19 protein-coding genes are annotated in these 25,798 nt (G+C 56.3%); 2 read left to right on the top strand and 17 right to left on the bottom strand.

Features of this window, described 5'->3' with window-relative positions:
- Nucleotides 1-37: 37 nt before the first annotated feature.
- On the bottom strand, nucleotides 38-3,610 hold the full coding sequence (smc, locus tag ACT3UQ_RS04805; protein WP_444636557.1) for a chromosome segregation protein SMC: 3,573 nt from the start codon (nucleotides 3,608-3,610) through the stop codon (nucleotides 38-40).
- A 150-nt stretch (nucleotides 3,611-3,760) separates the two neighbouring features.
- Here smc and ACT3UQ_RS04800 point away from each other — a divergent pair, with 150 nt between their 5' ends.
- Nucleotides 3,761-4,576 carry a serine hydrolase domain-containing protein gene (locus tag ACT3UQ_RS04800; protein ID WP_105649210.1) on the top strand — a complete coding sequence of 272 codons (816 nt, stop codon included), beginning with the start codon at nucleotides 3,761-3,763 and terminating at the stop codon, nucleotides 4,574-4,576.
- 12 nt (nucleotides 4,577-4,588) lie between these two features.
- Here the strand turns inward: ACT3UQ_RS04800 and mutM are convergent, their stop codons facing one another.
- From mutM to ACT3UQ_RS04780, 4 genes are read right to left on the bottom strand one after another with little or no spacing between them, the layout of a single operon-like run.
- Nucleotides 4,589-5,515, bottom strand: coding sequence for a bifunctional DNA-formamidopyrimidine glycosylase/DNA-(apurinic or apyrimidinic site) lyase (mutM, locus tag ACT3UQ_RS04795; protein ID WP_444636556.1), 927 nt, complete (start codon nucleotides 5,513-5,515; stop codon nucleotides 4,589-4,591).
- A 9-nt stretch (nucleotides 5,516-5,524) separates the two neighbouring features.
- Nucleotides 5,525-6,223, bottom strand: a complete 699-nt coding sequence (rnc, locus tag ACT3UQ_RS04790) for a ribonuclease III (RefSeq protein ID WP_105554591.1) — start codon at nucleotides 6,221-6,223, stop codon at nucleotides 5,525-5,527.
- 3 nt (nucleotides 6,224-6,226) lie between these two features.
- The gene (gene rpmF, locus ACT3UQ_RS04785) at nucleotides 6,227-6,430 is read right to left on the bottom strand and encodes a 50S ribosomal protein L32 (RefSeq protein ID WP_060701450.1); all 204 of its coding nucleotides are present in this window, start codon (nucleotides 6,428-6,430) and stop codon (nucleotides 6,227-6,229) included.
- Nucleotides 6,431-6,432: 2 nt separating this feature from the next.
- Nucleotides 6,433-6,954: a YceD family protein gene (locus tag ACT3UQ_RS04780; protein WP_096287240.1), complete on the bottom strand. Its 522-nt coding sequence runs from the start codon at nucleotides 6,952-6,954 to the stop codon at nucleotides 6,433-6,435.
- Nucleotides 6,955-7,345: 391 nt separating this feature from the next.
- Here ACT3UQ_RS04780 and ACT3UQ_RS04775 point away from each other — a divergent pair, with 391 nt between their 5' ends.
- Nucleotides 7,346-8,542, top strand: coding sequence for a CDP-glycerol glycerophosphotransferase family protein (locus tag ACT3UQ_RS04775; protein ID WP_105649213.1), 1,197 nt, complete (start codon nucleotides 7,346-7,348; stop codon nucleotides 8,540-8,542).
- Here the strand turns inward: ACT3UQ_RS04775 and ACT3UQ_RS04770 are convergent.
- The 12 genes from ACT3UQ_RS04770 to coaD form a co-directional block, all read right to left on the bottom strand.
- The gene (locus ACT3UQ_RS04770; protein ID WP_181150329.1) at nucleotides 8,539-12,213 is read right to left on the bottom strand and encodes a CDP-glycerol glycerophosphotransferase family protein; all 3,675 of its coding nucleotides are present in this window, start codon (nucleotides 12,211-12,213) and stop codon (nucleotides 8,539-8,541) included. The genes ACT3UQ_RS04775 and ACT3UQ_RS04770 overlap by 4 nt on opposite strands.
- Nucleotides 12,214-12,550: 337 nt before the next feature.
- Nucleotides 12,551-16,060 carry a CDP-glycerol glycerophosphotransferase family protein gene (locus ACT3UQ_RS04765; RefSeq protein WP_444636555.1) on the bottom strand — a complete coding sequence of 1,170 codons (3,510 nt, stop codon included), beginning with the start codon at nucleotides 16,058-16,060 and terminating at the stop codon, nucleotides 12,551-12,553.
- 61 nt (nucleotides 16,061-16,121) lie between these two features.
- Nucleotides 16,122-17,237 (bottom strand): stealth family protein, encoded by a 1,116-nt coding sequence (locus tag ACT3UQ_RS04760; RefSeq protein WP_146113997.1) that lies wholly within the window; start codon nucleotides 17,235-17,237, stop codon nucleotides 16,122-16,124.
- Between the two features lie 696 nt (nucleotides 17,238-17,933).
- The gene (locus ACT3UQ_RS04755) at nucleotides 17,934-18,395 is read right to left on the bottom strand and encodes an adenylyltransferase/cytidyltransferase family protein (RefSeq protein WP_105649217.1); all 462 of its coding nucleotides are present in this window, start codon (nucleotides 18,393-18,395) and stop codon (nucleotides 17,934-17,936) included.
- A 66-nt stretch (nucleotides 18,396-18,461) separates the two neighbouring features.
- The gene (locus ACT3UQ_RS04750; protein WP_105649218.1) at nucleotides 18,462-19,352 is read right to left on the bottom strand and encodes a glycosyltransferase family 2 protein; all 891 of its coding nucleotides are present in this window, start codon (nucleotides 19,350-19,352) and stop codon (nucleotides 18,462-18,464) included.
- A gap of 18 nt (nucleotides 19,353-19,370) precedes the next feature.
- Nucleotides 19,371-20,195, bottom strand: coding sequence for a CDP-alcohol phosphatidyltransferase family protein (locus ACT3UQ_RS04745; protein WP_105649219.1), 825 nt, complete (start codon nucleotides 20,193-20,195; stop codon nucleotides 19,371-19,373).
- Nucleotides 20,192-21,229 (bottom strand): glycosyltransferase family 2 protein, encoded by a 1,038-nt coding sequence (locus ACT3UQ_RS04740; RefSeq protein WP_444636554.1) that lies wholly within the window; start codon nucleotides 21,227-21,229, stop codon nucleotides 20,192-20,194. Before ACT3UQ_RS04740 ends, ACT3UQ_RS04745 begins: the two co-directional genes overlap by 4 nt.
- An 8-nt stretch (nucleotides 21,230-21,237) precedes the next feature.
- Nucleotides 21,238-22,122, bottom strand: coding sequence for an ABC transporter ATP-binding protein (locus tag ACT3UQ_RS04735; RefSeq protein WP_258138435.1), 885 nt, complete (start codon nucleotides 22,120-22,122; stop codon nucleotides 21,238-21,240).
- Entirely contained in the window at nucleotides 22,112-22,960 is an 849-nt protein-coding gene (locus ACT3UQ_RS04730) for an ABC transporter permease (RefSeq protein ID WP_105649221.1), read from the bottom strand. The genes ACT3UQ_RS04735 and ACT3UQ_RS04730 overlap by 11 nt, the downstream gene beginning before the upstream one ends.
- A 144-nt stretch (nucleotides 22,961-23,104) precedes the next feature.
- Nucleotides 23,105-24,166 (bottom strand): LCP family protein, encoded by a 1,062-nt coding sequence (locus tag ACT3UQ_RS04725; RefSeq protein WP_105649222.1) that lies wholly within the window; start codon nucleotides 24,164-24,166, stop codon nucleotides 23,105-23,107.
- A 120-nt stretch (nucleotides 24,167-24,286) separates the two neighbouring features.
- The gene (galU, locus tag ACT3UQ_RS04720; RefSeq protein ID WP_105649223.1) at nucleotides 24,287-25,189 is read right to left on the bottom strand and encodes a UTP--glucose-1-phosphate uridylyltransferase GalU; all 903 of its coding nucleotides are present in this window, start codon (nucleotides 25,187-25,189) and stop codon (nucleotides 24,287-24,289) included.
- A gap of 77 nt (nucleotides 25,190-25,266) precedes the next feature.
- On the bottom strand, nucleotides 25,267-25,740 hold the full coding sequence (gene coaD, locus ACT3UQ_RS04715; protein ID WP_105649224.1) for a pantetheine-phosphate adenylyltransferase: 474 nt from the start codon (nucleotides 25,738-25,740) through the stop codon (nucleotides 25,267-25,269).
- Nucleotides 25,741-25,798: the final 58 nt, after the last annotated feature.

Raw genomic sequence — 25,798 nt, 5'->3', positions numbered from 1 at the left:
GCCTGTGACCAGTATATCGACAGACGTGAAATAGATGCTAAACGGGCTGGGACCGAGCCATCTTCTGGCTGATCACCGTGGAGACACCGTCTCCGCGCATGGTCACCCCGTAGAGCGCGTCGGCAACTTCCATGGTCTTCTTCTGGTGCGTGATGACGATGAGCTGTGAAGCTTCCCGGAGCTCCTCGAAGACGGTGATCAGGCGCCCCAGATTCACGTCATCGAGTGCGGCCTCAACCTCGTCCATCACATAGAAGGGCGAGGGGCGAGCCTTGAAGATCGCTACCAGCAGCGCCACGGCGGTCAGCGAGCGTTCGCCGCCGGAGAGCAGGGAGAGCCGCTTGATCTTCTTGCCTGCCGGTCGCGCCTCGACTTCGATGCCGGTGGTGAGCATGTTCTCCGGATCGGTGAGCACCAGCTGGCCCTCTCCCCCGGGGAAAAGACGTTCGAAGATTCTTTTGAACTGCACCGCGGTGTCGTTATAGGCCTCGGTGAAGACGCGTTCCACATGTGCATCTACATCCTTGATGATCTGCTGCAGATCGCTTCGCGACTTCTTCAGATCCTCCAGCTGTCCGCTGAGGAATTTATGCCGCTCTTCAAGGGCCGCAAATTCCTCCAATGCCAGCGGGTTGACCTTGCCCAGGGCGGCGAGGTCGCGCACGGCCTTTTTCAGCCGTTTTTCCTGCTCCACGCGGTCAAAGGGCTTGGTCCCCAGGAGGTTGCCTTCTTCATCCACGTTTTGGCGAAGCTCGGCCCATTTGTCATCGGGGTCCGCTTCTTCGGGAATCAGCTGGTCCGGACCGAAGTTGGCGATCAGGTGATCCGGGGAGAGCCCCAGATCTTCCAAGGACTTGCTCTCCAAGGCCTCGATGCGCATGCGCAGTTCGGCGCGCGCCATTTCGTCGCGGTGCACCGCATCGGAAAGGCGGGCGAGTTCCGCGGTCAATTGCTCGGCTTCGACCCGCTGGCTGGAAATCAGCTGGTCCAGCTCATGCTGCTTGCCGGTCAGCTCTTCGCGTTCCTGGGCCGCCAGGCCCACCGAAACCTCGATGAACTGCAAGACGCGTTCGGCGGCTTGCGCTACGCGTTGCGCGTTGGCCGCTTGCGCCCGGCGTTCCTCGGCTCGGCGGGCGGCCACCTCGCGGTGGGTGCGCTCGGCTGCGGCGGTCCGGCGCAGCCCCTCTACGCGCGAGCGCAGGGCGCTGACGCGTTCCTCGCTGCTGCGCAGGGCAAGGCGTGCTTCGAGTTCGCGCTGGCGGGCCGAGGAGGCGGCATCTGCCAAGGCCGCCCGCCCGGCATCATCTACCGCGTCTTCCTCCTGGTCTTCGGAAGCCATCTCCATGCGTTCGGTGATTTCTTCCAGGGACTCTTGCTCGAGCTCAAGCTTTTCCCGGGTCGCCAGAACCCGCTGGTGCAAGGTGTCCTTGTCGGTGCGTGCGGTGCGCAGCTTCTGCCCCAGCTTGGCCAGGTAGCTGGAGATCTCATCGATGCTGGCATCCGACTCGGCCAGCGCACCTTGGGCGTCCTCGTACGCCAGTTGCGCCTCGGAGAGCACCGGGGCCCGGGCTGCCAGGCTGGATTCGCAGTCTTCCAGCTCACGCTGGGCGGTGGCCAGCTCGGAGGCCGTCTGCTCCACCAGAGCCTGTTGGGCAATGAGCGAAGCACCGGCCGAGTCCCCCACGGAGCTGCGCAGCGCGGAGACCGTGGTGCCTTCCAGGGTCGTGAGCTGAGCGAGTGGGTCGACCTGCAGCAGGGCTGCGGCTTCGGCGAGATCCTCCACGACGTAGTGATGCGCAAACAGCGCGTCCAGGAGATTGCCGAGCTCCGGGCCCGCAGCGACAACGTCCCGGGCGGCAATCGCCGCAGACTCTGGCGTCGGGGTGCTTATATGAGTTGCCGAGGCATGGACGAAGCTCGCATGCGTGGCTTCGTCCGAGCCGATGGCCTGAAGCAGCTGCAGCGCCGACGCTTGATCCCGGGTGACCAGGGATTCTGCCGATTCGCGCAGGATTGCAGAAATTGCCTGCTCATATCCGGGAGTCACCGATATCAGCTCGCCGAGCCGGCCCAGGATCGCCTCCGGAGCCTGCTGGATCATCCTTTCGGAATGATCGTCGCGTTTGGTGTTGAGTTGCAACGCATCAAGGCGGGCCTTCAGTCCGGAAATCTGGACCGACAGTGCGCGTTCCTGCGCGGCGGCCTCGGACTGTGCCTTGGTGTGCAGGGCGTAGTCCTTTTCCGCGCGGTCGAATTCGTCGTTCAACGCGGATTCCATGGCCAGGCGATGTTCTAGGTCCACCGACAGCTCGGCATGCGACTTCGCGTCCGCGTCGAGATCCGCGTCAAAGGAGCGCAGCCCGTCTTCCAATCGCGCAATCTCTGCTCGCGTGACATCCACACGGCTGCGCGCCGAGGCTACCTGGGAGGCCAGGCGCGACATGCCTTCGCGGCGGTCGGCGGCCGCGCGCAGCAGCGCGGCCATCCGCTGCTGTTCGGCCCGCGATTGCTCCTCGGCCAGTTCCTTGGCTTCGATTGCTTCGGCCAGGATTTCGTGCCGGTCTTCGACCGACTCCTCGAGCTCTGCCAGCTCTTCGGCTAAGCGCTCCGCTTGGGATTCCAGCCTGTCCGGGTCGCGGCTCGAGTCGAAGTGCGCCTGGTTGCCTTCCAACAGCTTCCCGCGCTCATGTGCCAAGGCGGCCAGGGACCGGAACCGCTCGGACTGGGTAGTCAGTGCTACCCATGAATCGTTGATCAGGCCGAGCCGTGGCGCCAGCAGTTCCATTTCTCCGCTCAGCTTGGCCACATGCTTCTTCACATGTTCCAGCTTGAGGTTGGTGTCTTGCTGGCGAGCTTGGATCTTGGTCTCGTCGTCAATGTCCTGAGCCAACTTGTTATTCAGCGACACCAGGTCATCGGCTAGAAGCCTGGCCTTGGCATCACGCACATCGAGCTGCACACTCTGCGCACGGCGCGCTATTTTTGCCTGGCGTCCCAGCGGCGCCAGCTGCCGGCGCACCTCCGAATTCAGGTCCTCAAGGCGGTCCAGGTTGCCCTGCATGCCCTGAAGCTTGCGGAGGGTCTTCTCCTTGCGCCTGCGGTGCTTGAGCACGCCCGCGGCTTCTTCGATGAATCCGCGGCGGTCTTCGGCCGTGGCGTGCAAGATTCTATCCAGCTGGCCCTGGCCGACAATGACGTGCATTTCTCGGCCCAGACCGGAGTCCGAGAGCAGTTCTTGGATATCCAGCAATCTGCACGACGAGCCATTGATAGCATATTCGGATCCGCCGGCGCGAAAGAGGGTCCGTGAAATGGTGACTTCCGCATAATCGATGGGAAGCTTGCCGTCGGCGTTATCGATGGTCAGCGACACATGGGCACGGCCCAACGGTGCGCGTCCGGAGGTGCCTGCGAAGATGACGTCTTCCATCTTGCCGCCACGCAGGGTCTTGGCCCCTTGCTCCCCCATCACCCAAGCCAGTGCATCCACCACATTGGACTTCCCTGAACCGTTGGGGCCGACCACGGCGGTGACGCCGGGCTCGAATTCAAAGGTGGTCGCCGAGGCAAAAGACTTGAATCCGCGAACGGTGAGAGTCTTCAGATGCACGGCGTAAAGTTCCTATGTTTGGCGTTGTGTCGCTATGGTTGGCTAGGGAAATCCATCCAATCCTTGCTCGTAATTCTAGCGAAGCGATGCCTCGATTGGGTGTTTCCCGCTCGCTTTCACGAGAACGAATATTGAGGGATTGGTCAAATCATGAGCGTCTTAGCCGAGATCGAACAGTGGCCGGCAGATAACGCGGTATCGGTCGTGGTCCATGGAGATGGTTCGATATCCGACCAGCACGGCGACATGCAGCGCGTATATCCTTTAGCCTCCGTGACGAAACTACTGAGCACCTACGCGTTCCTCATCGCCCTCGAAGAAGAAGCAATAACGTTGGAAGATCCTGCCGGCCCGGAAGGTTCCACGGTTCACCATCTGCTGGCGCACACGGCCGGCTACGACTTCGACTCGACCACCATCCGTTTTGCCGTGGGAACCAAACGAGGCTATTCGAACACCGGCTTTGAGGTACTGGCGGAGCATCTGGAACGCGAAACCGGCATGAGCATTTCGGAATACGCCCGGGAAGCCGTCTTCACGCCACTCGGAATGAGCAATACCGAGATTGCCGGAAGCTGCGCCAAGGACGGCAGGTCGACCGCGTCCGATCTTGCGTTGTTCGCAGCAGAATTGCTCAATCCAACGTTGCTGGCTCCGCAGACCATGGCCGATGCGACCAGCGTCCACTTTGAAAACCTGGCCGGCATCCTGCCCGGATACGGAAGGCAGAATCCGAATGATTGGGGCTTGGGCTTCGAAATCCGCTCCACCAAGAATCCGCACTGGACCGGCCCAAGCCACCCGGCAACGACCATTGGACACTTCGGACAATCAGGTACGTTCCTGTGGGTTGATCCAGAGAATCGGATTGCTTGCGTGGCTTTGACCGATAAACCATTCGGGCAATGGGCCGTGGACGCATGGGCGCCATTCAACGAAAAAGTACTTAGCGAATTTACCCAGTAATTCGCAGATAGGTTATCGGCGCCGCCGAGGCCGCGGCTGACATACAGGGCAGCTGTACGAGGAGCGTCCCATGAAAGGATCTCGGCGGATCACCGATTCTCGTCCGTTTCCGGCGCAGCGTTGGCAGGTCTTGCCCTCGCGACCGTAGGCGTTCAGGGAACGGGAAAAGTAGCCACTAGCGCCGTTGACATTGACGTATAGGGAATCGAAGCTTGTCCCTCCGGCGTCAAGCGCACGGGACATCACATCGATCAGTGCCGCGTCCAGGCGTTCGACCTCTGGGCGCCTGATGGTCGCGGTGTTACGGAGTCCCGATAGTCCTGCCTGCCAAAGCGCCTCGTCGGCGTAGATATTTCCAACCCCGGAGATCACCGTCTGGTCAAGAATCGCCCTCTTCAGATCGGTGGTGCGTTTACGCAGCGAAAGATAAAGCGAATCAGTGTCCCTGTAGGGGTCCAAGACATCTCGGGCTATATGCGCGGCGGCTTGTGCAATACACGGTTTATCGCTGCCTGCACCGCCTGGATGCCCATCCACGGTCGGCACCAGCGGGGACAGGAACATCCCGCCAAAAATTCGCTGGTCGACGAAGCGCAGCTCGGATGGTGCGTCGCTGCGTTCGCTGAGCGACAACCGGACCTTCAGGTGCTTTTCATCCGGCGCATCTGGCTCTTCGACCAGGAGCTGACCGCTCATTCCAAGATGCGCCACTAAGGCTGCCGGCGCAGAAAGGCCTTCGAGGTCCATCCAGAGAAACTTGCCCCGACGTACCACCGAAGCCAGGGTGCATCCGGCCAGGGTTTCTTCGAAATCGCGCACACCGTCGGCATGCCGCCGAACGGACCGTGGGTCCAGGACCTGGGCAGATTCGATCAATCGCGCGCGAATCCATTTATCTAGTCCTTCACGGACAACTTCTACCTCTGGCAGCTCAGGCATATCCGTGCCCTAGTGTTTCGGGAGATCTTCACCGGGGTGAAGCATCTTCCAGGTGTTCCGCGCGGCTTCTTGCTCGGCTTCCTTTTTCGACGGACCGGTGCCTTTGCCGTGCAGCTTATCGCCAATGAGCAGTTCCGCTACGTATGAGCGAGCATGGTCAGGGCCGGATCCGGTAACCGCATAGCGCATTTCACCGTTTTTGGCGGCGGCGACTTCTTCTTGGATGACGGTTTTCCAGTCGGTGGCAGCACCGAGCAGTTGCGGGTCGGAAAGCAGCGGGCCGACGAGGCGCATCACCATGTCACGCGCTTCATCCATGCCGTGCACCAGATAGACGGCGCCGATAAGGGCCTCTACGGTGTCTGCGAGGATGGAAGACTTGTTAGCACCGTTGGACTGGCTTTCGCCGCGGCCCAGGAGAATGTGCTGGCCAAGTTCGAGGCCTCGGGCAATATCAGCCAAGGCGCGGGTACTGACTACTGCGGCACGCAGCTTTGCGAGATCGCCTTCAGGGAGATCGGGGCACGTCTTATAGAGGTGCTCTGCAACGCTAAAGCCCAAGATGGAGTCGCCAAGAAACTCTAGGCGCTCATTAGTGGGTATGCCACCGTTTTCGTATGAGTACGAACGGTGGGTCAACGAAAGATGAAGCGTCTCGGAATCGATGTCGATTCCGAGACGCTTCAAAAGTTCTTCTTTAGAAGACATGTCTTAGACGTCTGCGACCTTGCGACCCTTGTATTCAAGGAACAACTCGGTACCTGCTGAGTCAGTGACAACCTTTGCCTGGTGAGGCAGGCTGTAGGTTACGCGGCCGTTTTCAACGGTCTTCACCAAGCTCGGTGCGGTAGCCTTCCACTGTGAACGGCGGGCACGAGTATTCGCACGGGACATCTTCCGCTTTGGAACAGCCACGACTACTTCTCTTCTCTCTCGTCTGACGTTTTATCTGTTGCCACATCTTCTGTGGCGGCCTCGGACAGCTGCGCAAGCGCTGCCCAACGAGGATCTACTACCTCGTGGTGGTGCTCAGGTTCATCGTTGAGGCTGACTCCGCATTCATTGCAGAGGCCCAAACAATTATCCCGGCATACCGGCTGGAACGGTAGGGCTGTGCCCACTGCGTTCCGCAATACCGGATCGATGTCAATATAGTCACCGACAACCCAATACTGATCTACATCATCATCTTCTTCGAATTCATCGCTCTCTTCATAGTAGAAGAGTTCCTGAATATCAGCCCCGTAGTTGAACCCGATAGGCGCAAGGCACCGTCCACATTCGCCAGCGATTTCCACCGTGGCAATGCCGGATACCAAAATTCCCTCGTGCACAGCTTCGAGGCGAAGATCTAAGGAAATCTCAGATCCTCCACGAATACCAATGAGTGCGTTACCCACATCAGCGGGTGCCGGAACTTGTTCGTTAAGAGCCTTCATGGAACCTGGCGCTCGGCCAAGGTCCATGGCTGATATAACCAATGGCGAGTTGCGATCGAGTGCGCCATGTGACGATCGATCAGAACGCTTATCGCTAATGATGACTCCTATAAAAACATAGTCCGACATTTCATCTTAGCTTGATTGAAGCTCAGTTCCCAAACCAGGAACGCTTCAAACGGCATAGAATCAATGTTGCACTAAACACACAATATCGCACCTTCCTCTCGCATCGAGACAAGAAGGGGCCCAATTCCGCGATTTTTGCTCGAATGAGCCCAGATCATCACACGATTTGAAATTTTTCTGCCATTTGGCCTGTCCACCAATTCCCGAAATAATCTCTTGCATAGAATGATTCATGAGTTTCTGAGGTTCATGAGAGGGATAAATGCGCGCGATTCCAGTTTTGGCCGGTGCAGCTAAATTTGCCAAGATGCGTTTGGACGCCCGCCAGCAGCGCGCTCATGTCCAGCGGCACGCTCGTCACCTATTCCATCAGCCCACCGGTGAGCAACGGTATCGAGTGGCACTGTACTTTGCCGATGCGATGGTCAATGCGTATCAGATCCGCCAGTGGTATGAGCCGTTGAAGCACCTGGCCGAGTCCGCTCCGGTCGTGGTGATTACCCGCAACGCCGGTACCGCGCTGGCCTTGTCTGATGAATGCCCGCTTCCCGTGTATCTTGCACCCACAATTGGCGATATCGAAGAATTAGTTGATTCCCAGAATCTCAACGTGGTGTTCTACATCAACCAGAACATCCGCAACTTCCAGATGCTCCGCTTCAACGAACCCAACCACGTGTTCATCTGCCATGGGGAGAGCGAAAAGGCCTATATGTGGTCTAACCAGCTCAAAGCCTATGACTATGTTTTCAGTGCAGGCCAGGCCGCTCGTGACCGGCTAGCGCTGAACTTGCGTAGCTATGATGTCGAGCAGCGAACCCGATTGGTTGGCCGGCCGCAGATTGATGCGGAATATCTGGCTCCCTATGCGCTGAATAGCGCGCTGCCCACGGTGCTCTATGCACCCACTTGGGAAGGGGACCGTCCGTCAATGAACTACGGATCGGTATCGAGCCACGGCGTGCAGGTCATCGATTCGTTGATCAATGACGGAGGCTTCAACGTCATTTTCCGCCCGCATCCTCGGTCCGGGGTCAACGTTGAACAATACGGCGCGGACGTTGCCAAGATCCGGGAAAAACTCAACTCGGCGAATTCAAGATCAACTGGACGGTTGCTCTTTGACGACACCGCGCATTGGGGATGGCAATGGCATAAGGCGGACGCCTGCATCACGGACATCTCGGCTGTAGCCTACGATTTCTTTGCTACCGGGAAACCCATATTCATCACCACGCCTGTGTCCTCGGAGGCTGTCGTGGCCGACTCCCCCGCATTGGAACAGCTACCGGGCCTAAGCTCAGTTCAAGCCGCGCACACTGCAGGTCTAGTCCGTGAAGCGCTGGAAACCAAGGATGCCGAGCGTGATGCCCTCATTGAGAAGTACTTCGGGGACATCACGCCCGGCGCGAGCATGACGCGGTTCCTGACGGAGTCGCTCGCCCTGCTCGACTCCTAGCCCAGGCGCGAACCGGTAGGCACTGGCTTTTTCACCAGAGTTTCGAATTGTTCTAGCGCCTGCAATTGGTAGCGTTCGGCATTAAACTCAAGCTCGGCCTTGTACCCGTTGAGATGACGCTCCATGCCTTCGGCCAATCCCTCGACGGAATTTTCGACAAGCAGTCCGAATCCTCCGGTCAAGACGCTGCGCGAACCGACGACGTCGGTGGAGACTGCCGGTAGGCCCAGCATCATCGCCTCAATCATTGCGAGTCCTTGTCCTTCATAGTCCGAGGAGAAGACGAAACAATCGGCAGATTTCAAGGTCGGGAACGGGTTGGCTAGCAGACCGGTGATAACTACTTGGCCGGATAAGCCAAGTTCGGTTATCTGCTCTTCGAGGCTCAGACGCAACGGTCCGTCGCCGATGAGCAGCAGGCGGGTATTTGCATGAGCGGCGTGCACCCGAGCGAATGCGTGCAGCAGCTTTGCCTGCCCCTTTTCGGGGGAAAGACGTGCCATATTCGCGAAGACCGTCAAACCCTCTCCGCTGAACTCGTGCACCGGTTCGGACAGTTCTGCCCAATCCGAAGGCTTGTTCAGATCCAGCAGGTTTTCCGAGACGGTGAATTTTGATTCGTCGATACCGAACCGTTCACCTAGTTGCCGTTGATTGATCTCCCCCACGCTGTCGGTCACCGAAACGAGGGCGTCATAGTGCCCGTAGGTGGCGAACAAGCCTGGCATGGTGCCGAAGCGCAGCAGCCATTCGCCCACCATATCGTTGTGAAGGTAGATGCTCGTGCTAGCTGCGTGGCTGTGGGCCGCGGCGAAGAGCGCGGCCCAGAACCGTGAATATCCTTCAAAATTGATGGCCATGTCAAAGCGAGCGGAGCCGAAGCTGCGGTTCATTTCCCGCGCCATGGTGCCCAGATGAATATTTTCAGCCTCCGCCGAGCTGAAACCGCGCTGCGCATGGAAAGAATCAGATACCCAGCGTTCCTCGGCGGACATCGCCGTGGCTCCTGCGCGCGGCAGCACCTTCACATGGCTGGGCAGCGAATTGAGGATTTCCATGGCAGCAGGGTCGGAACCCGTCGCGTTCATGTCCACTGCCACCGCGACGAGATACTTGTCGGGATCCAAGGAGCCAATCAGGTTCACGAAAGCAGTTGCGATTCCGTTGGGCTTGAATGGGCCCTGGTAGAAGAGGAGTTTGGTTCGAGTGTCGGCCTCTGGGGCGAGTACGTGCGCCTGATCTTCAAAGAAGAAGAATTCGATGACCCGTGCGCTCGCGTTTCCATCCTCCATCGGAGCGAACTCTGCAAGATTCTCCTCGAAATTTGGGTGCGCGATGCCTGCAGTGGCTTCCAGCGTCTGGCGCAGGCTGCTGACCAAATCGTCAATGTTGTCGCTAACTTCTCCGGGCCAGCTTTCGCGCTCGAAATACAGCCCGCGTTCGGCATCATAGGCTTCGAAGTCCGGGGTGTAGAAGAGTACGGGCTTTCGCGCCGGGAGAAAATCATAGAAAATCGATGAATAGTCTGTGATCAGCACGTCGACAACGGCTAGAAGTTCGTTGGTATCAATCGATGCCGGAACCACTGTGGCGTCCAATTGCGCGTCGCCAATGAGCTGTTCGGCGAAGCGGTGCGCGCGGAACAGCATCTGGTGGTCGCCGCGCGCCATTTTGGCTACGTCCGTCACCAACGAATCCACGTTATAGCTTCGGTCATTGAGCTGTCCGCGCCAGGTGGGGGCAAAGAGCACGACAGGTTCATGGTTCTGCGGATCAATCCCCAGCTCGGTGAGTATTTCTGCACGGCGCTGCGCGCTGAGGTTCACCATCGAGTCAACACGTGGGCTGCCGGTCAGTGCCACGGTAGCCGGGAACATCCCGTCCAGGTCGTGATCCTGCGACAGCGTCTTCAGCGTGTGCCGGTTCGGCACCATCAGGTGTGTGGTGTGCAGGAAGTTGCGCTGCACATTTCTATGTTCTCCAACGGCGCCCTTGACGAGCTTTCCCATGAATTTCAGCGGGGTGCCATGCCAGGTATTCAGGACTTGCTGCCCCTCGCGCCTTGAGTAATATGCCGGGAAGGTAGCGTTATTCACCAGGAATTTAGCGGTTCCCAGCACCCGGATATAAGCATCCGAGTGTTGCTTGATAATCGCTACATCCAGATCTTCCGAAAGCTGCGCAGGGACCTCGTTGTGGTCGTTGTAGACCCACGCGTAGCGGAACCCGTCGAAGCGTTCGTCTTGGCGCATGGCCTGGTAAATGGCCAGAGGGTGGCAATGCACGTTTTTTCCATGAGAAGACTCAAAAAGCACCAGCTTCTCATCCAGCGGAAGCTGTTCGCTCGCGTGAATGTATAAGGCGCCCCGGTGCCGCCCCACGCCCTTGAGTGCGGTTCCTAGACCTGCCACCGAAATCTCGGTGAAGAGCAGCATATTCTCAAAATAGCCGCAGGCAACTCGCGGCTCACCGCTCTTGGCTAGCGCTTGTCCTGCACGTGCCTGCCACGTCCGTTGGGTCGTAGAGGTGTGCCATAGCGCATCTCGATACGCTTCCGCGGCGTCATCCCACTGCCCGCGTTCTTCGGCCGCCTGTGCTAGGTCGATATGGTGGGCGGCGCGCGGCCCGGCTGCGGCCGGGACCTTCAGCGTTCCGTCGAGGTAGCCCCACGCGCTAGCCGCCCGAAGGTACACTCTTGCCGCTTGTTCATAATCGTTCATTCGGTGCAGGGCATGGGCATAACGGTAGAGCGCTACAGGTTCTTCCACACGGCTTTGCTCCGGCAACAATTCGACAAAGCTCGAGTAGGTATCCGCGGCACCGGCGGAATTGCCGACACGGGCGTAGACCCGGGCTTGGGCGTATGCCGATAATACCTGCTCCTCTACTGTCGTGGCGGTTGCCCGAGCTTCGCCGAAGTACTTGGCTGCCGCTTCGAGATTGAACAGTTTGCTGTTCACTTCGCCTGCGCGATAGTTGAGTCCTTGCCTCGTCCCCGGGCTGCTGGAGACGGCCAACGCTTCCCGGTAGGATTCCGAGGCTCGCACCCAGTCGTTTGCTCGTTCGTGCAACCGTCCGACACCTAGCGTCGATATTTGTTCGTCATTGCTGGTGAGCACGGCTTGGGCGTCGGCTCGTTGTGCGTTCTCGTATTCGCCTAGTTCCTCGTAGGCACGAGCTAGGCCATACCAGGCCTTGGAATACTCCGGATCCAGGGCCGTGGCCTGCTGGAAATAGTCTCGGGATATTTCGAACCGAGCCATGAATTGTGCCGCCTGGCCGGTGAGCAGCATCCACTTGGCTTCATGCTCGTGCACCGGGGCGTATGCCTGGCGTACTTCGAGCTCACGCCACCGCTGCCCGGTTTGAAGCAGATGATCTGCGAGGGAAGCGGAGCTCGAAGGCTCGGAGGGGAACCTGACGACGAGATTCTCTAATATTGACCCGGCAAGATCCTTCTTGCGGGCAGCAACCGCGCACTTGGCGTAACGGGTGTGCCACCGAATATTTTGCGGTTGTCCAGCGCAAGCCGCCGCGAACAGCTCCAGGGCGCGGTCGAACTTTTTCATCCGCTGCATGTTCATGGCAAGGGCTTGAATCCAGCCGAAGCGGTGGGGTTGGTGGGCAATGGCGGATTCCATATTAACCATGGCCAAGGAATACTTTTTCATCTTGAACTGACAGAATCCCAGCCGGAAACGAATTTCGTCGGATTTCAGGAGTTTCGTTGCCAGCGCCCGTTCATAGAATATTGCGGCAAGGCGGAATTTGCCGCGATGTTCGATACGTCGTCCAATTCCTAGGATGACGCGGGTACTAAATCTATTCACAATGTTCCTTAAAACCATCGGTCCGCGCTGGATCACGCAGGCTGTCCATCGGTGGCTCGCGAGCTACCTGATGATTCTTCCCTATTTACCCGGACAATCAGCTATATTTCAGCCGTGTTGGCCGCCCTTCGCAGTAAAGCCCGGCATCGATAGATCAATGCCGGGCTTTACTGACTAGCTATGAACTGCGTGGGAAGAAGCGTTCAACGACGCGCTGTGAGGCTGATCCGTCGTCGTGTGGCGCGAAACGGGCAATGAAGCTCTCACGGTCCACTCCCCCAATGTCCTTGCCATCCAGAGCTCGCTGCACCGTATCCCACAGCTCCGTTTCGGTCTCGACAATCGGGCCAGGCATTTCTTTCTGGTAATCCAGATAGAACCCGCGAAGGTTATCCCGATAATTTTCCAAGTCATAGGCGTAGAAAACGATCGGTCGACGCAGCAGGGAATAGTCGAAGAACACAGATGAATAGTCCGTGATCAGAACGTCTGCCGCCAGGTACAGCTCCTGGATGTCCGCGTAGCTCGAGACATCCATGATCCGCGTTTGGAGCTCTTCCGGAATGCTGATCGCGTTGGAGACGAGCACGTGCATGCGCAGCAGCAGCACGGTGTCCGCACCGAAGCGCCGGTCAAATTCCTCCAGATCCATGGGAAGTTCGAAGCGGAATCGACCGCGGCCCGTTCCTGCGTCATCTCGGAAGGTGGGCGCATAGAGGATGGTTTGCGCTCCCGGTGCAAGACCGAGCCCTTCACGAATCTTTGCCTCCCTGGCTGGTGCGTCGATGGACATGAGAATGTCGTTGCGCGGATAGCCAAGTTCGGCGGCGATCCCTGAGAATGAATACGCCGATTTCATGATCTCGGTGGTGTACTGCGACGGCGAGATGAGGTGGGACCACTGCTTGGTTGCATTGAGCACACGCTGGACATATCCCTCATCGCGGCCATGGATCTCCTCGATATCCAGGGCCATATGCTTCAGCGGCGTTCCGTGCCAGGTCTGCAAGAAGATGCCATCCTTGCGACGGCGCAGGTAGTGCGGGAAGCTCTGGTTGCTCACCCAGTATTTAGCCCTCGCCAAGTACCAGAAGTACTCGGGAGAGAGCCGTTTGATGGTGATCGTGTTGGAATCGGTGAAGCGATGAGCACCCGAATAGATCCAGACCTTTTTACGGGTATCGCCGCTGCGAACCAGTTCCTCATAGATGTACCGCGGAGAGTCGCCGTATTGCTTGCCCAGACCCGACTCGAAAACAATCAGGTTATCGTCGGCCGGCGTGCGCGACACCGCCTTGAACAGGGCGCGCATGACCGAGAAGTAGCGCTTGTCCTTCCGGAATCGGCGCATGAGCTTCTCGGGCAGTTCAGCCTTCCATCCGTCCTGTGCACGGCGGCGCAACGCGGCCTGCTCGATCTCAGCGGTAACGCGCTGGCTGTTACGTTGGTCCCGGTGGGTCATGAAGGCGTCTGCTCGCAGGACGTATTCGGCCTCCATGGCCTTGTCGCGGTCCATCGTCTGCGCAAGATCCTGCAGGAGGGTAGCGCTGTCAAACGCGATACGCCCCGGCAGCTCGGCATCCAGGTCAAGATGCGAGCCTTGCCTGCCCAGGAAGCGCGCACGGTCGAATTGGAAGTAGTGCACCGGTTTGTGCAGGAAGCTGAAGTCGAAAGCCACCGAGGAGTAATCGGTAACCATCACCGCAGCAGTTTTGATCAGTTCCTGGACATCGACTTCGCCCTGAACGATCAGTCGCGCGGGAGTATCCTTGAAATGCTCGCGGAAGTGCTGCATATTCGGGTGCAGGCTGAAGACAACCTCCAGCGAATGCTCGGCAGCCAATGCCGCGAGTTCCGGAGACGAGAGCAGATCCTTCCACTGCTGCAAGTACTCTGATTCGAGGAATGCTTCCTCGTTCTGCAGCCAATCCCGCCAGGTGGGAATGATCAGCAGCATGTTCTGGTTGGTTGGAATATCTTCGGCAAGCAGGGAGTCGAACCTCGACAGGCCCGTGACTTTGACATCTTCCGCGGAATACAGGAAGTCCGAGACGATGTACTGCTTTTCGCGCTCGGAGGACACCATGAACAAGTCCGTGGTGAAGCCCGGGGAGTTCTTTCCGTAGTTGGGCACCATCCATTTGGTGCCCATGACACCGTGCTGGAGGAAGACTCGGGTCGCGCGGGTTCGGGACGAGAAGCTTTGGTGACGGGTGGGGTACAGATAGTCCGCATGGTGGGTGCCGACAAATCGGGATGCTCTAATGGCCAACTCGAAGTGCTCTTTGCTGCCATGGAACACTACATGATCCATCGAGTCGAAGTTGCGCAGATCCGGGGCATTCTCGTCAATGACATAGTAGGCATCGATGTCCTTGCGCTCGGCACGCAAATAGCGGAACAGATGAAGCCCATTGTCTTGAGCTTTGTAGGACAGCTCTCCGACAATCCAGATGGGCTTGCGCCCGGCCTCAAGAATCGGGAAATGCCGCGCCTTTGAATCGGCCAGGACCGCGAAGGCCTCCTTGTCGAAGACTTCTAGAGTCAAGGACGTGGATTTGGCCTTGAAGGTGAAGTACGGCGAGATTGCCAGCGTCTGGTTCCCCACCTGTACTGCACCGGCACGGGTGGTTGAACGGACCACGAACGGGGTTCTGGTGACACGGATGCGACGTGGTTCGTCGCTTCCCACGGAGGTGACCATCAAGTAGACATCGTAGTTGTCACCCCGGTCGATCAAAGACCAGTCTTCTTTGGAGAAGTCCAGAGAAGTCTGCCAAGAGTACGTAGCCTTGCCAAACCGGCGGTCCGCAAGAGCATCGTCCAATGCCAATTCCACGGGCGACTCGAAAACCAGTTGGGAGCGGCGCCCGACAATGCTCAAGTGCGCCCCGGTCAGCCGATCGGTTTGCGTGTCAAGAATCCCGGCAAGGCTGAAAACTCCCTCATGGACTTGCGTCTTGTCGGTTCGAATCCGGTAGGAGTGCGAAACATCGCGGTTCAACCCGATGGAAACCTCGGCGCGTTTGTTCACGTAGACGCCGGCGCTGCGTTCTCCCGCATGGAAGTGAGCGGCACTGCGCAGTTCGGTCTTTTCGAACCTTCCCATAATGCGGTGCGCGATCACCGGTCCGTCGAGGACCAACGCTTCCTCGGCGAGAAGATCCTTGACTTCCTTGCGGCGCAACAACTCGCCATTGGGTTCTAGCTGTACCCAGGCGATCCCGGTTGGCAAATCTTCAAAGAGGCAGTTGAAGCTGAATGCCAAGCGTACGGTGCCCGCGGGAAGACCCTCGTCGTCCACTGCGGACTCTTCGGATACCGCAACGTCGTCATCATCCGGGACGGTGTTCCCCGCCTCTGCAGCTTTCTGGGCGCGGTAGTCTTCCCATGCATCAAGCAGTGCTGCTAGCTCGATCTTTGCTTTGGCAGTGATCCGTCCGGTATCTGCGTGCTCCTCGTTATCCGTGGGCGTGTTGAACACGAGGGTCCGGCCATGCAGCACCGAGACGCCGGAGGGAGCGTAGTCCAGGCCCGCGTCCACGAGCAGGGCACCGTCGCGTGATTCCAGGCCTAGCGCGTGATGACCAGCGTAGTAGCGGAATGACTTCCTTTTCAGTCGCTGGCCGCGGACATCGCTGACGAGCGACTGGACCAGCGTTTGTGCGGAAAGCTTCTTAAGAACCACTGACGATATTCCTTAAAATTGTGCGTCACTAACTTTCAGATGCTGGCGTTGCGGCCAGAACCTATTTTTCGAATGAAGAACGATACGGATACAGGACTTCGAGCAACTGCTTCACCACGCGCGCTCGCTGCCGGATGTCTGTTGGCTGCCGGACTTCATTCAGGCAGAACATTTGCGGCGGTTTACGCCGGGCTAGCCGAAGCGCCTGCACTGAAAGACTAGGGCTGCCTATATCTAAGTAAGCGTAGTCGAATTCTGCAGGGTATCCGTGACCGGTCCGGGCAGCTAGCTGATGCGCAAGCGACGACGGCAGAGAAATATCGGCGGGGTTTCGAAATTTGTTCATTGCCGTCGCGGCCAGCTCTTCTTCAAATATTTCATGGGCTAGCCGGTGAACGCTGAGTCGCTGGGGGTGCGCGATGTGCTTAAATTTACGCGAGGTAGTGCGTCCGTAGGACGAAACTACGAGCTCGCGATTATTTGCCGCAGCCACGTTGACTGGAAGTTCTGCCTCTGCGGCATCCGCAAAGTGCCCTTGAGCCAGGGAGAACTTCGCTTGCCCAGTCGGTCCGAAGAAGGTGTGGGGCGAAAGCGGTTGCCCGAAGAAGACATCATCATTGACGTAAATAAAATGTTCGCTGAGGCCCGAGATGAACGATAACCGCGATTCGATGGCATGAGAGTTGAACGTTGGCAGGCAATGTGGGTCGAAGATCTCTGCGTGGTCAACCACTGTGAGTTTTGGGTGCTCAGCTACAAGCCACTCGGGCACTTGAGCAGCAGTAACCAGATATATGTTGTTGACCCAGGGAAGATGCATTTCCAGCGAACGCAGCGAATACCGGAGCTCATCATGAGAAACGAATCGCCCTAAGTCCGCCGCACTTGATTCGAGTTCGCCCTGTTCCTCCAACAGTGCCTGCCGATACTCGGTCCGCCAAGTCGGGTCGTCGGCATCTACCCAGGTGTAGACCACATCGATGGGGCCGACAAAGTCCAAGGCATCGTGCGTTGGTTCTATTTCTCCCGGAAATACATTCCATCTCGCTCCGGTGCCTTGGGAACGAGAATCGAGCCGCGAGAGACCCACTGCCCAAGAGCTGGAAGCTGCGTATGAACCAAGCTCCGTGATGGGGTAGCAGAACATTCCAGCCAGTTGGAGCTCTGCTTCCAACACGCGCCAAGAGTCTTGGTTCGTGACGTAGCTAGTGGAATTTTGATCCCAAGAGTAGTTTATGCCCAGCCGATCGGCGACGGCCCTTACTGCATCTTCATTCTCAGAACGCACGTTGGATATAGAAGCCAATGGCGGTAAATCCCCGGATTGCTGGGAAGCTAGGATCTTGCGCAGCAGTGCCGACGGCAGGATCCTGCCTAGTCTGCCACGCCATCCAGCGAATTCCACGACTCTCCCGATTCTTGGTCAACTTAATAGTCCGTACCCATTCTATGGATTGCTGGGTCCGCAGCGGCGAGAACATCCGGGCGTAATCGCCTAGTATTCCCTGATAGTTTTATCCAAGTCTGCCCCGTAGAAGTCCAAGCGTTCGAACTGCTCCATGAACATTTGTCGTGGGTTTCGCAAAACTTATGGCCGGGTCTGTGGCATAAACCCGACCCGAAAAACTCGTCGTACGGGTTCTATTCAAATCACGACGTGACTTTCAGCCCGCCTCGTGCCGGTGAGCGAAGCAGTCAAGGAAATATTCGGAATGCGGAGCAGCCAAGCAGTTCCGGACTTTCTGCGGATACAAGCCGAGTCATTAGGAATGCTCTGTGACTAATCGATGTAGCCGGTTGCCAAGCGACAGCATTCCGGGCAATCAATCGCTTCTTGGGGCATCTTCCTCGGGGAGAAAACCACTCACTCCGACTAGCTCAGTTCCTTAACGATTTGGCTCAACGAGTCCAAGGTATTTTTCAATGATTCAACATGCCGCTCATCGAATTCGCTCAATACGCGTTTCATCTCGGTAGTCGAGATCCCGGCGGTGCGCGGCAAGTAGACTACTTCTACTTCGTCGCCCAGGTCATCAAATTTGCCCTTCCAGTCTTCGCCGATGCCAAAGACCTTCGCATCATATTTTTTGATGTCCAAACGCTTCTGCTCCCAGTTCTCTTCCGGGATCGCCAAATCAACATACTTGATGGCTTGGACGATTTCTAGACGCTGCGCAAACGGAACAACGGGCTTCTTGCCCTTGATCGCATTGAATTCATCAGTTGATACGCCGACGACGAGTCGGTCACCTTTTTCCTTCAGGCGCTTGAGAATATTCAGGTGTCCAATATGGAACAAGTCGAAGGTTCCGTAAGTGAGAACTGTTTTAGTCATGTTTACCTCCGCGCCATTTAGCTGGTGCATAGTTATAGTGGCGAGCTATGTCGCTCGCCATAAGTTTTAAAGTACTGGTGGTCTTCCCGCCATAGTCATTCTAAGCACGGTTGACCATCTAAGCTTAGGCCGAGCTTCTCGATGCCAGGGGCTTCCACGCCAGCCAGCGCGCCAACCAGCCACATATTGACTGACTGCAGAACGATTTTTCCTCATCCTGAGGCACTCAACCAAGAGCCATGAAGTTGGATAGATCCAGCACAAGGGAGCCGGCAGATTTCGACGTGCCAGCCATACCCTGTTTCGTGCGTTGAGCCGGTAAAACTCGTCGTGGCGACGCGGGTCAACCACTGGATGGCCGATCCTCATGTCTCCGGCATACCAAACATAGTGTCCGGTGTCCCAGATGCGCCAAGCTAGTTCGATTCCCTCATGTGCGTACCAGAAACCGGCGGCCCAGCCCCCAGTTTGGTCAAATAGCGCGCGAGGGCTGACCAAGCAGGTCTCCCCCACGTGGAAAACCTTGCTTGGTTCTTCTGCCGTGCGCTTATTCAAGCGAGGGATCCAACGGGTGGGATCATTCTCGAAAGATTTCGGATCGGTAATACGCGGCTGCAGCAATCCCATCTTCGGATAGCTCTTGAAGCGCTCAACTGAGGTAATCAAAAAGTCATCGTCAAGGAACCAAGAGTCATCATCGAGAAAGCAGAGAAATTCGCCTTCAACTAGACTCACACCGGCATTGCGGCCCGCAGGAATTCCAAGGTTCTCCGGAAGGAAATGCGTCTTTATGGATGAAGGGATATCAACAGGGTCCCAACCATTGCCAACGACCACGGCGTCAATCTGTACTGACTCCTGGGCAAGTAGGGAGTCCAAAGCACGCCGCAACTCTGCGGGGCGATTTCCCATTGTCAGCACTACGACACCGACGCGAGGTAATTCTTTTTCAGACATCTTCTTCCTCCCTTCGAACTAACTAGCTTTAAGCCGTGTGGACGCCATGTTCGCGATGAAATGACCAACATTAACCAAGACGGTTGCTGGCAATAGAATCCAAATCATCCACTTTTCGGCAATTCCAGGAACTCCTGCCAGAGCGGAGATGATTGAACAAGCCAAAATTACCAAGCTGAGTTCCACCGCGTGAAGCATCCGGTGGAAGGGCAAGAAGCGGGCCAGCGAACGCAAGCGACCTACGATGGATGTCACTGGAATTGAACGCGCATCCGCGGTATCTGGAAGTTTCGCCAGTCCAGCCATGCTCCGTGCAGCATGCACCATCAAGGACTGGGACCTGTTTAATACAAGCAACACAGCTAGACACCCAGCCATGAACAGTGTTGGCCAGGCTTGGACTGAGCTTGCTCCGCCTGCCGATAGTTCCAGGAAAACGCGATATCCCAAGGCAATAGGTATTAGGGCTTCGGTCGTATGGTGACCGACCATGTCGATAAAAATGCCACGTGGTGACTGCGTACCACGCCACCGAGCGACTTCCCCGTCCGAACAATCAAAGTAAAGCTGGACTTGCGACAGTACCACCGCGAGAATGGGGCCCCAGATCCCCGGGATCAGCAATGCCAGGGACATGCACCAACCGGCAAGAATCATCAACCCGGTAACACCATTGGCCGAGATACGGGTGCGGACCAACACTGCGGTGAGATAAATCGAGATATGGCGCAGGTACAGCTCAGCTGTCCAGTGTTCCGCGTTCTTGCGCGCGCGGACTTCAGGGGGTTGGCAAACGGCCCGCAGCTCTTCTAGCGTGGGCCGAGTCGGGCGCTCGGCAATCATTTGATTCGCCCTTTGTCGAGAGTACTTCCTGCTCCCACTGCACGGCCCTTGATATAACCGGCGGCCCATGGAAGGTGTATGGCCGGGAAGGTGGCCGCGGTAAGCAGCTTTTCCTTGAGGCCTTCTCCCTTGGCACGAAAGCCGGCGAGCAAGGTGCACACGCCGTAGAGAACCGGAATTGCTTTACTGAGCGTCAGCAGGATATTGACTGGCTTCGGAAGTCTTTCACCAGCCATCGGCTGAATTACTGTTGAAGCTATTCCCGCGCCAATCCCGGCAAGGAGCAATGGAGGAAGGTCATGGCGCAACGACTTGCCCTCTGGGAAACGACGAGCAATTTCCCCGCGCCAAGTTCCGGAGGCAAATGACTGCTTAATCAGGGAAGGGAAGTTGTCCCGCGGGTAGTAGCCAACTTTAAGTTCCGGATCAAACCAGACCTTATGCCCAGCCTGCCGAATTCGCAGGCATAGCTCCCAGTCTTGAGCACGCCACATGTTTTCGTCGAAATAGCCCACTTCTTCAAAAACTTCGCGACGGAAGATACCTAGGTATGCTGACTCCGCTTCGCCCTCGGGTGCGCCCGAATGGTAAGCAGGTCCGCCAAAACCGAACTTCGAGTGATAAGCCGCGGCAACGGCCCGTTGGAGTACAGTGCGGCCACGGGCGTCCATAAGGCCACCCACGTCGTGTGCGCCTACTCGATTCAAAGTCTCAATGCCCTGCTTCGTGTACGAAGCGGGCAGTTCGCTATGCGCATCGACGCGAATAACAATCGGATTCGTCGAGTTGCGGATGGCGAGATTCAGCGCAATCGGGGTTCGCCCTTGCGGGTTGTCTACCAAGGTGATGCGAGAGTCTTGAGCCGCGAGGCGCTGTGCGACAAGATTCGTCTCATCCGTGCTTGGACCCAATGCAAGCACCAGCTCCTTGTCACCGTCGTAGTCCTGAGCCAAGATCGATTCAACTGCTTCTTGAAGGTAGTTGGCTTCGTTCAGCACAGGCATTACGTAGGCAACGCCAGGATATTCAGTCATCCGTCCCTTTATTTCTTCTTCAGGTGTGCTTGATAGGCCTTGATCACGGAGTCAGGGTCGCCATCCATTTTCTGGACGCCCTTTTCAATCCAGATGCAACGGTTGCAGGTTTCCTTGATGGAATTCATGGAGTGGGACACGTTGAAGATCGTTCCCGCGTTCTCACGGATTTCGCGGATCTTCGCTTCACTGCGTTTTTTGAACTTCGCGTCACCGACCGCCAAGGCCTCGTCGATAATCAAGATGTCGTGCTGCTTCGACGCCGCTATTGCAAATTTAAGGCGCGCGCTCATGCCGGAAGAGTAAGTTCGCATGGGCAAATCGATAAATTCTTCAAGTTCGGCAAACTTGATGATATCTTCGCGCATCTTCTCGACTTCTTGACGGTTGTAGCCAAGGGCGAGTCCACCAAGAGTAATATTCTTATCTCCCGAGAGTCCAGGGATAAGGGCAGCGCCGACGCCCAAAAGGCTCGGGCGCGATCTTGCAAACACGCTTCCGGAAGCAGGAGGAGTCAAGCCCGTTATGGCCTTGAGCAACGTCGACTTACCTGAACCATTTGATCCGATAACTCCGATTGACTCATTCTCATAAGCTACGAAGGAGATCCCTTTCAGGGCATGAACCGTACGGACACCGCGCATATTTGACTGGAGCAACCGACGAGCGCCAGAAGCTCCCACCGCTTTGCCACTTGAGTACACCTGGTACTTCACGTGGAGGTTATCCACCATGACTACAGGTTGGCGGCTGGAATCAATACTGAGATTCGAGCTCGTGACGTCTTCCGCGCCCACCACATCAATAAATGACGTGTCGTCTGAAAAAATCCGTTCTGGCTCATATTCCGGGTGTAATTCAGGATTGATGAGGTCATCAAAATTAATCCGCACGGCCGTAACGCTCCTCAGCTTTCCAGAAGTAAACAAGCCCGACCACCAAAGTTGCTAATGCCCAAAGACCAACAACAAACCAAGCACGCGGATCATAAGGACTATTATCCATAATCATTGCTCGTGCAATGCTCAGGGTCTGGTACAGCGGGTGATAGTCAAAGATCGCGACCATCCATGGCCATTGGTTCAGGATTCGATCAACACTGAACAACACGCCTGATGTATAGAACAGGACTCGTCCGATCAGCGGCAGAATGTTCGTAAAGTCTCGGATATGAACGGTAATACGCGCACAGATAAGGGCCACACCCATGTTAAACACGCTGAATATAAGCACGAGAGGAATGATCACGAACCAGGTCCATTTCGGAGCTGTGCCCAATATGAGCGCGTAAACGAACATTACGCCTAGCATTGGCGCCAAAGTTAGAAGATTTTGAGTAACTTGCGCTACCGGGAGCGAAAGCCGTGGGAATGCTAACGACTGCACAAGTGCCGTATTTCCTGTAATCGACTTTGCACCGCCATTCATCGAAGTCGTAAAGAATTCGAAAAGGAACACACCGATGACTACGAAGATCGGGAAATCCGCCGGCTTACTCTCACCCTGCAGGACGCCGAAAATGAACCCATACATCAAGGCATTGAAGGTTGGCTTAAGTACCACCCAAATCATCCCAAGACGGTTGCGTTCGTTCTGCGATTGTACGCGGGCCTTGGCAAGTTCATAAATGAATTCGCGACGACTCCAAGTCTGCTTCAGGTAATTAGCCAATGACGGCCTTGCCCCTACTCGGTGCAAGCCGTACTTCTCGGCCTCCTCCGCAACTGTCATGTGCAAAATGTCCTCTTGTCGAATGCTAACTACTACTTGAATTCGTAAGCACAGATGATCAAAGTCTAGTTTACGAGTGGTGGTTACACGTGATTTCGCGCTGCGTACGCGAGTGCAATTGCTCCCACTCGTGCTTGGGCAGGTCTACTCTGGCGGGTATTCAGCCAAATAATTTGCCATCGTATCGGTTTGCAGTGCCTCAGAAATTTGAGCGACTGCAAGTTCGCTGACAAGTTCGATTGACTGCCCATCGGCACTAGTGGAACTACCTGCAGTCGGCATCGTGAACATCTCCAGGTTTTCGGTGTCCACGTTTTTGAGCTGCATGCCCAAACCAACTAGTGTCGCCGCATCGAATTGTGAGTCGAAGGTGAGGTAAGGCGAAACTTTATCTACAATATCGTAGAGCTTCACCGGATTGGTGAGCGTATCGTTGGACAGCATCTGGTTCACAGCCGCAACGAGGAATGTCCGTTGATTCTTGACGCGCTGGTAATCACCGTCGCTGAATGACTTTCGTTCACGTACGAAACGCAAGGCACGATCCCCTTCAAGAGTGACCTCGCCTGCAGGATAGAAGTAGTCCGTGTCATTCGCGGTGAAGGGTATTTCATTGGAGACCGTAACGCCGCCCAGGGCCGTGGAAAGCTCTCGGAAGCCCTCAAAATCTATCATCGCCACGTGATCAACTTTCGTGTCGAATAGACCTTCCACGGTTTGCATCAGTAACGGTACCCCTCCAAGCGACACCGCAGCGTTGAGCTTGTTCTGGCCATATCCTGGGATATCTACCCACATATCTCTGACCAAAGACATGATGTAAATTTGCTCTCGGTTTTCTGGAATATGCACCAGCATCATGGAGTCACTGCGTTGATTCACCGCGCCGTCTAGCGCCGCTGCGTCCGATTGCTCATCATCAGCATGATCTACTCCTAGCATCAAGATATTCATGGAGCCATCGTCGGGATCTTTGACAGGTCTCGAACTCTGCTGCTCATCGCTGTAGTCGATGGACAAGGTATTGGTTTTCGAATTGAACTGATGTTGAAGACTAAATAGGTAGAACCCTGCACTCAAGGCTGCAACGACTACGACCGCAACGACGGATAATAAAACGCCGCGCAGGCGGCGCTTCCGCCGTCGCTCCACACCGTAGCGCGCGCTACGAGACGTAAAGCTTTCACTTGTGTTTTGGGTATTCATTCCTGCAGCTTCTCAAAGAAAATCTAGGGTATGCCCATGTGGCAAGTTCAATGCTCGCTACAGGGGCAAAGAAAAAGACTACTCAAGATAAATGTGATTATCCTGAGTAGTCCCTTATGATTAGTCTTCGAGGTTTGCGACAAACGTCCTTAGCCACGTCTTCATGCCCGCGCCTAGTTCCTCGTTTTCAACGGCCAAAGTCACGTTTGCCTGGAGATAGCTCAGCTTGTCACCAGTGTCATAACGTCGGCCGCGGAAAACTACGGCATGCACTCCGGCTCCTTCATCGCTGCCCACAGCAAGCTCCTGAAGAGCATCCGTCAACTGAATTTCACCGCCGCGCCCCGGAGCCGTGTGCTCAAGCACTTCGAAAACTCTGGGGTGCAGCAGGTACCGGCCAATGATTGCCAGATTGCTTGGGGCTTCCTCCAAGCTCGGCTTCTCAACCAGGGCGTTCACTTTCACATAGTCTTCGCCCTCGACGACAGAAACGTCCGCACAGCCGTAGGCGCTAATCTGTTCAGGCTCGACCTCCATGAGCGCGATCACCGATCCACCGGTCTTCTGCTGGGTTTCTACCATGAGTGAAAGAAGTTCATCGCGTGAATCAATTAAGTCGTCCCCCAGCAAAACCGCGAAGGGTTCCTGCCCTACGTGCTGCTTTGCGCATAGGACCGCATGCCCAAGGCCTCGCGGGTCGCGTTGGCGAACGTAGTGAATATCGCCAAGTTCCGTTGCTTCCTGAACCGAACGCAACTTCTTTACGTCGCCTTTGGCTTCCAAGGATGCCTCCAAGGAAGGAACCCGATCGAAGTGATCTTCGAGAGCACGCTTGCTACGTCCGGTAATCATCAGCACATCATTCAGTCCCGCGTTCACGGCTTCGGCAACGACATACTGGATTGCAGGCTTATCAACTACGGGAAGCATCTCTTTAGGCATTGCCTTCGTTGCTGGCAAAAACCGAGTTCCCAGCCCGGCAGCTGGAATGACTGCCTTGGTAATTTTTGGAGTCAACGCCATTTTGATAATCCCTACTGTTCTCAAAAGGTAATTTAAATCTGATGAAGTAAGCAATCTTCATCTCTCGAGCAATGTTTCTAGCTCTTCTTCGACAATCGCTTGATAACCGCGCGTGGAAAGTATTCATTGACATCGCCACCGAGTGCCTGCACTTCTTTGAGCAGTGACGAAGACAAATGAGTAAATCTCGTGTCCGCCTGCAAGAAGACGGTTTCCACGCCGGTGAGGTGGCGGTTCATGGTGGCCATGGGGATCTCATAGGCATAATCCACGGTGCTGCGCAGCCCCTTGACAATGGCTTCGGCGCCCTGCTCCTTGCAGAAATCCGCGAGGAGCCCTTGGCCCATGGGCATTGCGGAAACTCCGCGAAGACCTCCTACTGTCTCTTCGACAATGGCTACTCGTTCTTCTTCGCTAAAACGATACTTCTTGGAGTAGTTCGTCGACACAGCAACGATTACCTCGTCAAAGAGGCTCGCCGCACGGGCAATGATCTCAACATGGCCATTGTGAATGGGATCAAAAGATCCTGGGCATACAGCTCTGCGCATATATTGAATCTATCAACAAACCGCTGATAGCGCGTGATTTTGAAGGGGCTGTCACGTA

Source organism: Glutamicibacter sp. AOP12-B1-11, assembly GCF_052379245.1.
Taxonomy (GTDB): Bacteria; Actinomycetota; Actinomycetes; order Actinomycetales; family Micrococcaceae; genus Glutamicibacter.
This window is presented reverse-complemented; position numbering and strand designations above follow the sequence as displayed.

Bases quoted from the DNA above. Each gene is read 5' to 3' on its own strand.
- ACT3UQ_RS04775 (WP_105649213.1), top strand. From the start codon at position 7,346: ATGCGCGCGATTCCAGTTTTGGCCGGTGCAGCTAAATTTGCCAAGATG.
- ACT3UQ_RS04770 (WP_181150329.1), bottom strand. From the start codon at position 12,213: ATGAAAAAGTATTCCTTGGCCATGGTTAATATGGAATCCGCCATTGCC.
- rnc (WP_105554591.1), bottom strand. From the start codon at position 6,223: ATGTCTTCTAAAGAAGAACTTTTGAAGCGTCTCGGAATCGACATCGAT.
- mutM (WP_444636556.1), bottom strand. From the start codon at position 5,515: ATGCCTGAGCTGCCAGAGGTAGAAGTTGTCCGTGAAGGACTAGATAAA.
- ACT3UQ_RS04755 (WP_105649217.1), bottom strand. From the start codon at position 18,395: ATGACTAAAACAGTTCTCACTTACGGAACCTTCGACTTGTTCCATATT.
- ACT3UQ_RS04800 (WP_105649210.1), top strand. From the start codon at position 3,761: ATGAGCGTCTTAGCCGAGATCGAACAGTGGCCGGCAGATAACGCGGTA.
- ACT3UQ_RS04750 (WP_105649218.1), bottom strand. From the start codon at position 19,352: ATGTCTGAAAAAGAATTACCTCGCGTCGGTGTCGTAGTGCTGACAATG.
- ACT3UQ_RS04725 (WP_105649222.1), bottom strand. From the start codon at position 24,166: ATGAATACCCAAAACACAAGTGAAAGCTTTACGTCTCGTAGCGCGCGC.
- ACT3UQ_RS04730 (WP_105649221.1), bottom strand. From the start codon at position 22,960: ATGACAGTTGCGGAGGAGGCCGAGAAGTACGGCTTGCACCGAGTAGGG.
- ACT3UQ_RS04745 (WP_105649219.1), bottom strand. From the start codon at position 20,195: ATGATTGCCGAGCGCCCGACTCGGCCCACGCTAGAAGAGCTGCGGGCC.
- ACT3UQ_RS04740 (WP_444636554.1), bottom strand. From the start codon at position 21,229: ATGACTGAATATCCTGGCGTTGCCTACGTAATGCCTGTGCTGAACGAA.
- coaD (WP_105649224.1), bottom strand. From the start codon at position 25,740: ATGCGCAGAGCTGTATGCCCAGGATCTTTTGATCCCATTCACAATGGC.
- galU (WP_105649223.1), bottom strand. From the start codon at position 25,189: ATGGCGTTGACTCCAAAAATTACCAAGGCAGTCATTCCAGCTGCCGGG.
- ACT3UQ_RS04780 (WP_096287240.1), bottom strand. From the start codon at position 6,954: ATGAAGGCTCTTAACGAACAAGTTCCGGCACCCGCTGATGTGGGTAAC.